The sequence below is a fragment of the Nocardia sp. NPDC004151 genome, from assembly GCF_042874235.1.
Lineage (GTDB): Bacteria > Actinomycetota > Actinomycetes > Mycobacteriales > Mycobacteriaceae > Nocardia.
In genome coordinates this window covers 126452-138657 of the sequence record NZ_JBIAMR010000015.1, presented here as the reverse complement: position 1 = coordinate 138657, position 12206 = coordinate 126452, and the positions used below count along the sequence as shown (strand labels likewise).

The 12206-nt window shown below is 69.1% G+C and carries 13 protein-coding genes; 6 read left to right on the top strand and 7 right to left on the bottom strand.

The window, feature by feature from the left end; all coding sequences use genetic code 11:
* Window positions 1–36: 36 nt before the first annotated feature.
* Window positions 37–552, bottom strand: a complete 516-nt coding sequence (gene uraD / locus ACFYTS_RS28715; protein ID WP_387308563.1) for a 2-oxo-4-hydroxy-4-carboxy-5-ureidoimidazoline decarboxylase — start codon at window positions 550–552, stop codon at window positions 37–39.
* A 164-nt stretch (window positions 553–716) separates the two neighbouring features.
* Here uraD and ACFYTS_RS28710 point away from each other — a divergent pair, with 164 nt between their 5' ends.
* Window positions 717–2225, top strand: coding sequence for a PucR family transcriptional regulator (locus ACFYTS_RS28710; RefSeq protein ID WP_387308561.1), 1509 nt, complete (start codon window positions 717–719; stop codon window positions 2223–2225).
* 280 nt (window positions 2226–2505) lie between these two features.
* Here ACFYTS_RS28710 and ACFYTS_RS28705 read toward each other — a convergent pair whose 3' ends face one another.
* On the bottom strand, window positions 2506–2859 hold the full coding sequence (locus ACFYTS_RS28705; RefSeq protein ID WP_387308560.1) for a 4Fe-4S binding protein: 354 nt from the start codon (window positions 2857–2859) through the stop codon (window positions 2506–2508).
* The gene (locus tag ACFYTS_RS28700; RefSeq protein WP_357287532.1) at window positions 2856–4451 is read right to left on the bottom strand and encodes an FAD-binding protein; all 1596 of its coding nucleotides are present in this window, start codon (window positions 4449–4451) and stop codon (window positions 2856–2858) included. The genes ACFYTS_RS28705 and ACFYTS_RS28700 overlap by 4 nt, the downstream gene beginning before the upstream one ends.
* A 292-nt stretch (window positions 4452–4743) precedes the next feature.
* Between ACFYTS_RS28700 and ACFYTS_RS28695 the strand changes: the two genes are divergently transcribed.
* Window positions 4744–5733 (top strand): diiron oxygenase, encoded by a 990-nt coding sequence (locus tag ACFYTS_RS28695; protein ID WP_387308558.1) that lies wholly within the window; start codon window positions 4744–4746, stop codon window positions 5731–5733.
* 16 nt (window positions 5734–5749) lie between these two features.
* On the opposite strand, the gene ACFYTS_RS28690 is transcribed toward ACFYTS_RS28695, so the two are convergent.
* Complete coding sequence (locus ACFYTS_RS28690) at window positions 5750–6874, bottom strand: sulfite oxidase (RefSeq protein WP_387308556.1); 1125 nt, start codon at window positions 6872–6874, stop codon at window positions 5750–5752.
* Window positions 6875–6963: 89 nt separating this feature from the next.
* On the opposite strand from ACFYTS_RS28690, the gene ACFYTS_RS28685 reads away from it, so the two are divergent.
* From ACFYTS_RS28685 to ACFYTS_RS28670, 4 genes are all read left to right on the top strand, one after another.
* Entirely contained in the window at window positions 6964–7863 is a 900-nt protein-coding gene (locus ACFYTS_RS28685) for a Ku protein (protein WP_387308554.1), read from the top strand.
* A 31-nt stretch (window positions 7864–7894) separates the two neighbouring features.
* Complete coding sequence (locus ACFYTS_RS28680) at window positions 7895–8473, top strand: GNAT family N-acetyltransferase (RefSeq protein WP_357287544.1); 579 nt, start codon at window positions 7895–7897, stop codon at window positions 8471–8473.
* A gap of 30 nt (window positions 8474–8503) precedes the next feature.
* Window positions 8504–8995, top strand: coding sequence for a hypothetical protein (locus tag ACFYTS_RS28675; RefSeq protein WP_357287547.1), 492 nt, complete (start codon window positions 8504–8506; stop codon window positions 8993–8995).
* A gap of 277 nt (window positions 8996–9272) precedes the next feature.
* Window positions 9273–10274 (top strand): SMP-30/gluconolactonase/LRE family protein, encoded by a 1002-nt coding sequence (locus ACFYTS_RS28670; protein WP_387308551.1) that lies wholly within the window; start codon window positions 9273–9275, stop codon window positions 10272–10274.
* A gap of 2 nt (window positions 10275–10276) precedes the next feature.
* Here ACFYTS_RS28670 and ACFYTS_RS28665 read toward each other — a convergent pair whose 3' ends face one another.
* The 3 genes from ACFYTS_RS28665 to lexA all read right to left on the bottom strand — a co-directional run bounded on the left by ACFYTS_RS28665 (window position 10277) and on the right by lexA (window position 12188).
* The gene (locus tag ACFYTS_RS28665) at window positions 10277–10903 is read right to left on the bottom strand and encodes a hypothetical protein (RefSeq protein ID WP_387308549.1); all 627 of its coding nucleotides are present in this window, start codon (window positions 10901–10903) and stop codon (window positions 10277–10279) included.
* Window positions 10904–11014: 111 nt separating this feature from the next.
* A complete protein-coding gene (locus ACFYTS_RS28660; RefSeq protein WP_387308547.1) occupies window positions 11015–11473 on the bottom strand; it encodes a DUF4189 domain-containing protein in 459 nt (152 codons plus the stop codon).
* A gap of 52 nt (window positions 11474–11525) precedes the next feature.
* Complete coding sequence (gene lexA, locus ACFYTS_RS28655) at window positions 11526–12188, bottom strand: transcriptional repressor LexA (RefSeq protein WP_387308545.1); 663 nt, start codon at window positions 12186–12188, stop codon at window positions 11526–11528.
* Between the last annotated feature and the right edge of the window lie 18 nt (window positions 12189–12206).

The following is a 12206-nucleotide window of genomic DNA, read 5'->3' as shown; positions in this document are numbered from 1 at the left end:
GTAGAGAAGGAGTAGGGACTCAGTTACAGGGGTCGTTCATCGCTCCTCCAGGAGCTTGCGCACCCGGCGGCCGGTGATGTCGGCCAGCTCGCGGCGCACCACGCGGTGTTCCTCGGCCACCGGGTTGCCCAGACGGTGCCGCAGCTCCGCCAGCATCTCCGCGCCGCTGCGGCCGGCGGCCCGGATCAGGAAGACATGGCCGAAGTGTTCCTCGTAGGCGAGGTTCCCGGCGGCCAGTTCGGCCAGCACCCGGGCGTCGGCCTCGGACGCTCCGGACTGCTCGTCGGCCGACCACCGCGCCTCACGCTCGGACTGGTGCCGGGCCGCCTCGCGCTCACCGATGCGGGGGTGCGCGTCGAGCGCTTCCTCGACATCGGCCCAACTCAGTTCGGCGACCCCGGCCACGGCCGCGGCGATCAGACTCGACTCGTCCGCGTACGGCCGGTTCGCCACCATCTTGCGAGCCCAGGTCCGCGACGCGTTGCAGGTCAGCAGGTGCGTCTCGGCTTCTTCCAGGGGCAGCGACCCGAGCCATTCCAGGCAACTCGACATCCGACCTCCATCCGTGTTCAGCGTGTGTCAATCACTAAACCCGGGGGGTGGTCATGCCCGATAGGACGAGACCTCCGAACCTGTGGCCTGCTTCACAGGGGCGCGTTCGTAGTTACATCCAAGTTCGGTAACCGTCGCGTCACTCACTGTTAGCCTCGAGAATCATGCGGTTACGTTCCCTGCTGACCATGCACGATCTGGGCCTGCGGCTCGTCTCCGGAGAGGACGAGCTGGACCGCTTCGTACGCTGGGTCGTAACCACCGACATGCTCGATCCGGGCCGGTATCTGTCCGGTGGGGAATTCGTGCTCACCGGGCTGCAATGGCGGCACGGCCCCGAGGACAGCGACACCTTCGTCGGGGCCCTCGCCCGCGCCCGGGTCGCCGCGCTCGCCGCGGGCGACGCCCTCTACGGCGAAGCGCCCGAGGATCTGGTCGCGGCGTGTAAGAAACACCGAATCCCGCTGTTCCGGGTAGAGGAGCAGATCGCGTTCGCGACCGTCACCGAGACCATCAACCGGAAGCTGTCCTCGGGACGGGCCGCGGACCTGAGCGCCATCCTCGACCGGCATCGGCAGCTGGTCTCCGGCGGCGGGCTGGATTCGGTCCTCGACCTGGTCCACCGCACACTCGGTACCCGCTGCTGGGTGGTGTCGTCCATCGGGCGGGTGGTCGCCGGACCCACGCGCGACCTGCCCGCGCAGGTGCGATCGGCCTTCCTGACCGCGCGGCGGCTGCCACATGTGCTGTCCCACAACGAGATCCGGTACACACTGTTCGCCGTCGACGCCGACGCGACCTCGCGGATCGCGGACTGGTTCCTGGTCTTCGAGAGCGACTTCAAGGACTGGCCCGAGGAACGCCGCGCACTCATCGGCGAGCTCGCGGCGGTGGTGTCGCTCGAACGCGCCCGCCACGACGACCGGCACAGCGCCGAGGGCCGCCTCGCGCAGGAACTGATCGAACTGATCATGTCCGAGGCCAAGTCCGCCGACATCATCTCGCGGCTGGAACTGACCGGGCTGGGCCTGTCCGACCGCTACCTGGCGGTCGCCGCGACCGCCGACTCGGGCGCGGTGCGGCCCGGTGAACTGCGCGCGGTGCTGCGCGAAATCCTGTACGGCAGAAGCCCTGCCATCGGCGTCGTGGACGGCGAGGTCATCCTGCTGGTCGCGCTCGGCGACGAACAGGCCCTCGACGACCACATCCACCGCGCCATCGAGGCCCTCGAACCCGGGCTGCAACTGAGCCGCCTGTCCGTCGGCATCAGCGGCGCGGTCGACGGTGAGGGGCTGCGCGGCGCGGTCGAGGAGGCCCGCTACGCCCGCCGCATGGCCGCCGAACGACAGCAACCCACCAGCGTCGTCCGCCACGACGAACTCGCCACCCACATGCTGCTGCTGGCCAGCGTTCCCGACGAGGTCCGCCGCATGTTCCGGGTGCGCCTCCTCGACCCCCTGCGCGTCTACGACCAGGACAACCGCGCCGACCTGGTCCACACCCTCGAGACCTTCCTCGAAGTCTCCGGGTCGTGGACCAAGTGCGCGGATCTACTGCACGTCCACGTGAACACACTGCGCTACCGCATCCAGCGCATCGAGGAACTCACCAACCGCGACCTGTCCCGCCTCGAAGACCGCGTCGACTTCTTCCTGGCCCTGGCCCTGCGCTGAACCCCCGCAGCCGCACCGGGCGCGTGCGAGGGCAGGCGGCCCGGCATTGGAGGCAATCACAGCGACACGGATGTGACTGCACCGAAAACTCAGGGCACTACGCGCCGGTGGCCGGCGTGGTGTCCTGGCGCGGCCGCCGGATGAGGGGCATTCCGGCGATGGCCTGGACGGGCGCGTGTATCTGGTTGCGCCATCGCTGATCTCGGCTCCCGCACCCCGTCCGCTGCCGGGTTCGAGCTGCCGACGGCGGCGGGGACGTTCGGCATCGGCGACGTCTCGGTCATGTGGTCGATCGTGCGGGCTCGATCAGCCGGGGCGGCAGTGCGCCGTGCGGCAGAGCCGGGCCGACCGCGACGAGACTGCCCGGGGCGCGGCCCTTTCCCCAGCCGAGCTGCTCGCGGTAGCGGCCGATGTGGGATTCGGGGATCTCGCGGTCCGCGAGCGGGGCGGCGTCGGGCGAGACGTAGAGGGCGTCGGCCGGGCAGTACGCCTCGCACATGAAGCAGGTCTGGCAGTCGGATTGCCGTGCGATGAGCGGGATTCCGCTCTCGGTGCGGTCGAAGACGTCGGTCGGGCAGACGTCGACGCACTTGTCGCAGGCGATGCAGTCCTCGGCGCGCAGCAACTCGATCATGACGCCACCGCCGCCGATACGGGTGCGGTCGCCGACGTCGCGGTCCACACCTCGCCGAGACCGCCGGACAGGATGTGGTGGTGCTGGCCCGGATCCAGCTCCGGATGGTCCGCGCGTTTGCTCATACCGCGAGTCTCCGTGCGCGCCAAGGTGGATCGGTACATCAGGCGACCGACCGCGGTGATGGCGGCGGCCTGCCGGGCGCGGACCCGGTCCACACCGGACCCGCCGCCGAGGCCACGCGCGGCCCGCTCCCAGAGGGCGTCGAGTTCGGCCAGTGCGGGCCTGATGCGGTCACCGTGGCGCAGATAGTTCTTCTCGAACGGGATCAGTTCGTGCTGCGCGTCCGTCACGACCTCGTCCGCGGACACCGATTCGGTTGTCTCGGGCCGCAGTCCGACCCGTCCGATGCCCTGAACTGCGGCAGAATCGACCCGACCGGAGCGGAGCGCGAACCGCGCCGCTCCCGCGCCCGCCCAGCTCCCCGACGACATGGCCCACGCCGAATTGTGGCTGCCGCCGCCGGTGAATCCGCCGCAGATCCGCTCCCGGGTCGCCGCGTCGCCCGCCGCGTACAGGCCGGGAACCGTTGTCGCGCAGTCGTCGTCGACGACATCGATCCCGCCGGTGCCGCGCACCGTGCCCTCGGCGAGCAGGTCCACTTCGAACCGCTCGGTGAACGGGTCGATCCCCCGGCGGTCGAACTGGAGGAAGAAGTTGGGCTGCCCCAGTCGCATCCTGGCCCGCACGTCGGCGTCGGCCCGGTCCAGCTGTGCGAAGACGGGCTCCGACAACAGGGTCCGGGCGATCACCGACCGCCCCTGCGCCGACCCCGCGCCCTCGAGCACCCGGCCGTCGGCGTGGAAGAAGGTCGCGTAGCCGTAATAGGCGGTCTTGGTGATGGTCGAGCCCTTGGGCACGATGCCGTAGGCGTTGGAGAACTCCATGCCCGAGAACCGCGCCCCGGCCTCGGCCGCCATGAGCGCGCCGTCACCGGTGTCGACATTGGTGCCCAGCGCCCGGGACAGGAAGGCACAGCCACCGGTGGCCAGCACGACCGCGCCCGCCACCACGCGATAATCCCGCTCGGCATGCCGCTGATATCCGGCGGCCCCGCGCACCACGCCGTCGGCATCGACCAGCAGCTCCAGCGCCGGGGCGTGGTCCAGGATCCGCACGCCGAGCCGTTTCACCCAGGCGCGCATGCGCCGCATGTACTCCGGGCCCTGCACGCCGGTGAGCAAGGGTTCGCCGGTCTCGGGATCGGCCGGGAACGGATAGCGGCCCTCGACGGCGAGCCGGTTCATGTTCACGTAGGTCTGATCGAGGACCCGGTCCATCCAGTAGTGGTCGGCCAGATGCCCGCCCAGCGCCTCGCGACTGGCCTTCGCCTTGGCGCGGGCGGTGGTCTCGGGGGCGACGTACCAGACGCCGGTGCCCGAAGGCGCTGTGGCGCCGCTGGTTCCGCAGTAGCCCTTGTCGACCAGCACCACCTCCGCCCCCGCTTCCCGGGCGTGCACCGCCGCCCAGCACGCGGCGGGTCCGCCGCCGATCACCAGCACGTCGGTCCTGGTCTGCCATGGTTCGCTCATCGGCACAGTCCTCCCGGGAGAGTTGGTGCCGGAACGGTAAGACGGCCGATCACCCTCGCCGAAGGGTTGCGATCAGGCCGATCCTTTGGCGGCGGAATTTCCCACATCGTGGCAAACCGCTTGCGCTCGGCGCGGCTGTCCGACCAGCACACGATCGACCGCCACGCGGGCACGCATACATTCAGGGTTGTATGTAACCGTGGTTAGCACTTACCGTTGAGTGTGTCGCGCCGCACAGGAACGGCCCCCGCCCGACGCCCGGGCGGCGCGGTACACAGACGAGGAGGCAATGATGGCTCTGACGACGAGGTCGGGCACCGGAACCGAGGCACGCGAATACGCGGACGTGCTGCACACCCTGTCGGAGGGATCGGTGTACCGCCGGTTCGATCCGTATCTCGACATCCCCTGGGACTCCCCCGAATTCGCGATCGACCCGCACGATCCGCGCTGGGTGCTGCAACCCGATATCGACCCGCTCGGCGCGACCCGGTGGTATCGGGACCAGCCGATCGAACGGCAGATCGAGATCGGCAAGTGGCGGATCGCCAATGCCATCAAGGTCGGCGCGGCCTTCGAGAGCATCCTGATCCGCGGAATGATGCAGTACATCATGAAGCTGCCCAACGGGTCGCCGGAGTTTCGCTACTGCCTCCACGAGATGACCGAGGAGTGCAACCACATCCAGATGTTCCAGGAGCTGGTGAACCGGATCGGCGTCGATGTTCCGGGAATGCGGCCCTTCTTCCGGAAACTCTCACCGCTCATCGGAGTTGCCGGCGGATATGCCTGGCCGATTCTGTTCATCGGCATTCTCGGCGGCGAGGAACCGATCGACCACTATCAGAAGGCCGTCATCCGCAACGGCGCGAAGCTGCCGCCCGCGGTGGTGCGCTGCATGGAGATCCATATCGCCGAGGAAGCCCGGCACATCTCCTTCGCCAACGAGTTCCTGAAAAGGCACATCCCGCGACGCAGCCCGATGTACCAGAATCTCTGCGGCATCGCCTTCCCGCTCGCCATGCGCTGGCTCGCCGGGGAGATCATGGCCCCGCCGCCGGAATTCGCGCGCACCTTCGACATTCCGCGCGAGGTCATCAAGGAAGCGTTCTGGCAGTCCCCGACCGCGTCGAAGATCCTGACCGGCTATTTCGGCGACATGCGTTCCCTCGCGGACGAACTGGGCCTGATGAACCCGGTCACCAAGCGACTGTGGAAGGCCCTCGGCATCGACGGCGACCACTCGCGCTACCGCAGCGAACCCGACCGCCGGGTCGCCTGACCCCGACGGGTTCCGGTCACTCGTCGGCCTCCAGGCACAGCACCGGGACCCGCTGGACCGGATTCACGACGAATCCGCCGTGATTCCAGGGCGGCTCCAGCGGCTGGGTGTTGCCATCGGCATCGGTCGCCCGGGCGCTGAGGACATAGTCGCCCGCGGCCGCTATCCAGTCGAAATGCCAGCGCCGCCAAGCCCATCGGCGGCCCTGGTCCGGATCCAGTCGCGCCTCCCGCCAACTCTGCCCGCCATCGGTACTCACCTCGACGAGGGTGACCGGCGCCCGGCCCGACCAGGCGCGCCCTTCGAGCGGCACCGGGCCCGGTCGCACCACCCGCGATCGCGACATGTAATCCGGGAAGCCGGGCGGAACCAGCAGCGCGCGCGGCACGATCCGGGTCACCGGCTCGCCCGCCTCACCGGCCTCCTGCCGTATCCGATACGCCACCGCCTGCTGGTACCCGGTGAACGGAGTGTCGGTCACCGTGATCTCCCGCAGCCACTTCACGTGCGCCATGCCATACCAGCCGGGCACGATCAGCCGGACCGGAAAGCCGTGCTGCGGCGGCAGCGGCGCCCCGTTCATCTCATAGGCGACGAGCACCCCCGGCTCGGCACCCAGGGCCACCTCGACCGGCAGCGCCCGCTGATAGTCCTGTTCGACCCCATACTCCACCCCGTGATCCGCGCCGGTGAAGACCACCTCGACCGCGTCGGCCTCCACACCGGCCTCCGTCAGCAACAGCCGCAACGGCACACCTGTCCACTCGGCGGTGCCGACCGCCCCGAGCAGCCAGGGCGTACTCACCGGACGCGGTGTCAGCAAGGCCCGGCCATTGCCCGCGCATTCGAGCGTCACCCGCGTGGTGACCTGCGGGAGCGCCTTCAGGGCGGCCACATCCAGCCGCAACCGACGCCGCACCCGGCCCGCGATCTTCAGCTGCCAGGGCTCGTTCGGCGGGACGAAGGGGATGTCGAAGTGCGTCAGCACGTAATGCAGGCCCTGCGGGGTGACGTCGTACCGCAGCGCCTCGAGCGGCAGCCCGTGATTGCGGCCCGCGAGCGCGAGCTCATCCAGGCCGATGCCCTCGTCGGGGGCGGCCAGCCGAGCGCGGGTGCTCGAATCAGCGAGTCGACGACCCATCGGCTCATTATCGCGCCCGCACGCCTCGATCGTGGCGGGAGTCAATGGCATTCCCGGTCTGAAACCGCTGCCCAAGTTACGATCGGACTATGCGGTCCATTTGGAAGGGCTCCATCGCGTTCGGATTGGTCAATGTCCCCGTGAAGGTGTACACCGCCACGGAGGACCACGACATCAAGTTCCACCAGGTGCACGCCGCGGACGGCGGGCGGATTCGATACGAGCGGCTGTGCACCGTCGACGGGCAGCCGGTGCAGTATTCCGATATCGATCGGGCCTATGAATCGCCCGACGGTGATCGGGTGATTCTCACCGATGAGGACTTCGCGAAACTGCCGGCCGCGGAGAAGCACGAAATTCCAGTGTTGCAATTCGTGCCCTCGGAACAGATCGATCCGATTCTCTTCGACAAGAGCTACTATCTGGAACCCGATTCCACCACGCCCAAAGCGTATGTGCTGCTGGCCAAGACCCTCGAACGAGTGGACCGGGTGGCGCTGGTGCATTTCACCCTGCGGCAGAAGACGCGGCTGGCCGCGCTGCGCGTCCGTGACGGGGTGATGGTGTTGCAGACCCTGCTGTGGCCCGACGAGGTGCGGTCGGTGGCCTTCGACAAGCTCGAGGGCGTCGCCGAACCCAAGTCGCAGGAACTGAAGATGGCCGAGACCCTCGTCGACACGCTGTCCGACGACTTCGATCCCGGCCTCTACGTGGACCAATACCAGATCGAGCTGAAGAAGCTGCTCGACGAGGCCATCGCCAGCGGCTCCAGCAAGGTCACCCGGGCGCCGGAAGCGGCCGCCCCGGAGATGGACGCCGAGGTCGTCGACCTGGTCGCGGCCCTGCAGCGCAGCCTCGAGGCGTCCGGGCGCAAGACCGGATCGGCCCCGGCCGCGAAGGCCGCCCCCGCCAAGAAGGCCGCCGAGAAGAAGCCGGCCAAGAAAGCCGCGAAGAAGGCTCCGGCCAAGCAGGCCCGCAAGGGTGCCTGACCCTCCAGCACCCGCCTGGCAAACTAGCGGCATGGATCCCGACATATCCATCCACCCGGACATCGCCATCGTGCCCATGGGGCTCGGACATCTGCGGCAGGTCATCGACCTCGGCTACCAGGTGTTCGACACCCAGGCCAAGCCCTACACGTCGTGGTCGCTGACCTCGGTCGCCGAACACCTCGACAGCGCGGGCAAATCCTGCTGGGTGGCGGTGGATTCGGATCAGGTGGTCGGATTCGTGCTGGCCTCCATGGAATTCGAGCTCCGCGAGGACTGGGCGTACCTCGAGTGGATCGCCGTCTCCCCCGAGGTGCAGGGGCGCGGTGTCGCCAGCAAGCTCATGACCGCCTGCTGCGACCTGCTGTTCCGGCACGGTGCGGCCCGCATCGTCACCGACGTCGAGATCCACAACACCGCCTCCGCGGCCATGATGCGCCGCAACGGATTCTCCGAAGGCACCACCGTCACACTGTTCGTGTGCCCCAACCCCGACGACCGCGTGGCCGGCGAGGACGAACAGATCACCCTCGGCCCCGGCACCAAACGCGACCTCATCCGGCGCGGCCGCATCACCGGCGACGGACGCCACGGGCGGCCCGCCCGCTAGTTGTCGGTCCCTCCCGCTACGGTCGCCGTCATGACCGCCCCCGATCCGACCATGACCGCCATCAACGACGCCGTAACCCTTGGACGCCAAGGTGATCCAGCGACGGCTCGCGAACAGCTGACCTCGTTGTGGGACGAGATCGGGGCGGGCGGCGACCCCCTGCACCGAGTGTCGCTGGCGCACTTCCTGGCCGACCTGCAGGACCACGCGGCCGACGCCCTCACCTGGGACATCCGCGCCCTCGACGCCGCCGACTCGCTCACCGACGAACGCGCTCAGGCCCATCACGCGGGCCTGAGCGTGCGTGGCTTCTACCCCTCGCTCCACCTCAATCTGGCCGACAACTACCGTCGGCTCGGCGCTTTCGACACCGCTCGGCGGCATCTGACCGCCGCCCACGCCCGCCTGGACGCGCTCGACGAGGACGGCTACGGCCTCGGCGTGCGCGCCGGACTCGCCAATGTCGAAGCCGCGCTGGCCGATCAGTCCACCGAACCGCTGCCCACGCACCCATCCGCGTAGCGGCACATACGTCAACTGCGAGCTGGTCGACGACGGCACCACCGAGGAGCCGCCCGGCCACCCGTGGGGTCACCAACCCGCTCGAGCACTCGCACCGGCGGAAACCACGGCGGGTAGCCGCGACCACCCCACGGTCGCGACAACCGGCCGGGCCCCACCGCTCGACAATTCAGGTCGCTGGGCCGGTTCGACTCGCTGGGCCCCGACCTGCATTGCTGGACCGGAATGGCCGATATACGCTGGCCGCGATCATCGCCCGACGAAGGGAAGTGCTTCGATGCCCGATCGGCTACCGAAAGCGGTTGCACCGCAGTCGGACTCTCGGGGACGCCGCCTCGTCGCGGGTGCCGCCACCCTGCTGGCCATGACGGCCGTGGCGAGTGGGCCGCTCGGAACGGGCACCCGGGCCGCCGCCGACGCGCCAGCACCCATCGCGGGATCGGTGTCCTGCGCGCCCACCGAGGCGCGGGTGGCGCTGCCCACCCGTGCTCCGCTGCTCGACTGGTCGGAGAACCTGACGTTCGACGAGGCGACCGAGAGCTTCTGGGTCTCGCGCGCGCAGCGCGATGTGGTGGAGAAGTACGACGGGGACGCCCATTTGGTCGCCAGTGTGCCGGTCCGGGGTCCCGGCGCGGTCCGGCGCGGGCCGGACGGGCTGATGTACGTGACCTTCGGCAATTCGCCGCTCTCCGGTCTCTCGGGAGGCAGCGGGGTGGTGCGGTTCGATCCGGCCGCCGCCGACCCGACGCCCGAGGTGTTCGCGTCCGGGCTCGGTCAGGCCAATGGCGCGGCCTTCGACCCCGACGGCGCCCTGTACGTGGCCGACACCTCCGCGAACTCCGTGGTGCGGATCCGGCCGGACGGCAGCGTCGACGCCGACTGGACCGCCCGCAGCCACACGGCGCTGGCGGCCCTCGGCCTCGGAGCCGACGGTATCGTCGCCGCGGACGGCATCCTCTACGTGACGCTGCTGGAGAGCCCGACCGCGCGGATCGTCGCCCTGCCGATCGACGATCCCACGCGGGCGACGGTGGCCGTGGATCTGGCCCCCGCTCCCCTGTCCGGCCCACTGCTCCCCGACGACCTCGCGATCGTCGACGGGCTGCTCTACATCGCTACCGGCAGCGGGCAATTGGTGCTCGCGGATCCGGTCGCGCACACCAGTTGCACCCTGCTGTCGGGCCAGCCGCTCACCTCCGTGGCCGTCGCCCCGGCCCCGGCGCGCACGCTCGTGCTCGGCACCGAGGGCGGGGACGTCCTGAAAGTCCATTACCGCTGACGTCAGTCGTCCTGTGCCGCATGGGCTCTGCCCTCGCGGAAGAACTCCATGAGGCTCTGCACCGTCGCCACTTCGGCGCGGGGCCGCACGGCCCCGAAGGGCGCGTTCCAGAACCCGCCGCGACGGCGGGTCCACGGGCCGACGTAGGCGTACGGCGTCGGGTTGTCCCAGTCGCCCGGGGAGACACCGTAATTCACCTCGTCGACCGCCACCGACAGGTCGAAGTGCTCGGGCCACAGCACCGGCTGCTGTTCGGCGGCGAAGCGTCGTAATGCGGTGTCCCCCACCGCGAACCAGTCGTGTACGGCGGTGGCGGCCTCGGAGTCGACCTTGAACGGCTCGTCCGGATCCATCCGGGTGCCGTCGGAATACAGCCCGTCCGGCGGGCCGTCGGCCTCGAAACCGGCGGTCGAGGCGAGGTCACTGTAGGTGCCGTGCAGGCGGGTCCGGCCCTGCGGCCACACCAGATCGGTGCCCGTCACCGACACCGGCCACTTCATGCCGGTGAATCCACCCAGCACGATGCGCATGCGGATGCTGCCGAACCGGCGATACTGCGGACCGGCGATCAGCAGTTCGGCCGCCGCGTGCAGCGCGAAGCGGGTGTCCTCGTAGGTGATGTCGTCCACGGGGAAATCATCGCCGCCGAGCCCGGCGTGTTGCTGGAAAATGGACTCCCGCAAACAAAACAGCGCCACACCGGACGAATCCGGTGTGGCGCATGAGTGTTTCGCGAAACGTCAGCTCGCGTTGTCGGTGCAGGCCGAGAGAATGACCTTGGCCTGACGCGGCGAGGACGAACCCGTGTCCGGGAAACCCGGCGCACTCTTGCCGAGCACATTGATGGCGGCCGACTCGGCCTCCACCTTGGACGGCGCCCACGCCCAGCCGAAGCGGGTGTCGGCGCCCTGGGCGACCGCGCCACAAGCGTTGGCGAAGTGCACGACGACGGCACAGTCGCCGCCGCCACACTGGCTGACCGCGGAGGAGTCCGCGGCGTCCCAGCTGCCGTAGTTCACGGCATACGCGACGTTCCCGGTGCTCTTGGACAGCGCCAGCGCGCCGTACAGGTCACCGGAGGTCGCGATGAAGACCGGCTCGCCGTTCTCCGCCGCGGAGGCGGATCCGGCGGACACGGTGCCCATCGCGGCCATCGACGTAACGGCGAGGCCGACACCGGCCTTGCGCAGCAACGACATTCGATACTCCCCGGGGATGGATGGTGATAACGGCGGTCATCATGCCAGACGCTCAGACCCGGCGCATGACCGAGACGACCTTACCCAGTACCTGGGCATTGTCACCATCGATCACCGGGTACGCGGGATTGCGCGGCTCCAGGTAGACATGCCCGTTCGCGCGCTTGTAGACCTTGACCGTGGCCTCGCCGTCGATCATGGCCGCCACGATCTCGCCGGTGTGCGCCTCGTGCTGTTTGCGCACCACGACGATGTCTCCGTCGCAGATGGCGGCGTCGACCATGGAGTCGCCGCGCACCCGCAGACCGAACACGGTGCCGCGGCCCACCAGCTCCCGCGGCAGCGAGAGCACATCGTCGGTGTGCTCCTCCGCCAGGATCGGGGTACCGGCCGCGATATCGCCGACGACCGGCACCGGCACCGAGTTATCGTCCCGCTGCCGCGCGGGCGCGGACGCCCGCAGGAACAGCCGCACGTCCATGGGACGCGTCACCGACTCACTGCGCTTGAGGAACCCGCGCTTCTCCAGCTCACGCAAATGTCTCGAGACCGATGACGCCGACTTCAGGCCGACCGAGTCCCCGATCTCCCGAGTGCTCGGCGAATACCCGTGCCGCTGCACCCAATCCCGAATGCTGCACAGAATGCGTTGCTGGCGTTCGGGCAACGTGGAGGTGTCGAGATGCTCGAATCCGTCGAAGTCGTCATAGGTCACCGAAGAATCGTACGGTGA

Bases quoted from the DNA above. Each gene is read 5' to 3' on its own strand.
- uraD (WP_387308563.1), bottom strand. From the start codon at position 552: ATGTCGAGTTGCCTGGAATGGCTCGGGTCGCTGCCCCTGGAAGAAGCC.
- ACFYTS_RS28710 (WP_387308561.1), top strand. From the start codon at position 717: ATGCGGTTACGTTCCCTGCTGACCATGCACGATCTGGGCCTGCGGCTC.
- ACFYTS_RS28705 (WP_387308560.1), bottom strand. From the start codon at position 2,859: ATGATCGAGTTGCTGCGCGCCGAGGACTGCATCGCCTGCGACAAGTGC.
- ACFYTS_RS28700 (WP_357287532.1), bottom strand. From the start codon at position 4,451: ATGAGCGAACCATGGCAGACCAGGACCGACGTGCTGGTGATCGGCGGC.
- ACFYTS_RS28695 (WP_387308558.1), top strand. From the start codon at position 4,744: ATGGCTCTGACGACGAGGTCGGGCACCGGAACCGAGGCACGCGAATAC.
- ACFYTS_RS28690 (WP_387308556.1), bottom strand. From the start codon at position 6,874: ATGGGTCGTCGACTCGCTGATTCGAGCACCCGCGCTCGGCTGGCCGCC.
- ACFYTS_RS28685 (WP_387308554.1), top strand. From the start codon at position 6,964: ATGCGGTCCATTTGGAAGGGCTCCATCGCGTTCGGATTGGTCAATGTC.
- ACFYTS_RS28680 (WP_357287544.1), top strand. From the start codon at position 7,895: ATGGATCCCGACATATCCATCCACCCGGACATCGCCATCGTGCCCATG.
- ACFYTS_RS28675 (WP_357287547.1), top strand. From the start codon at position 8,504: ATGACCGCCCCCGATCCGACCATGACCGCCATCAACGACGCCGTAACC.
- ACFYTS_RS28670 (WP_387308551.1), top strand. From the start codon at position 9,273: ATGCCCGATCGGCTACCGAAAGCGGTTGCACCGCAGTCGGACTCTCGG.
- ACFYTS_RS28660 (WP_387308547.1), bottom strand. From the start codon at position 11,473: ATGTCGTTGCTGCGCAAGGCCGGTGTCGGCCTCGCCGTTACGTCGATG.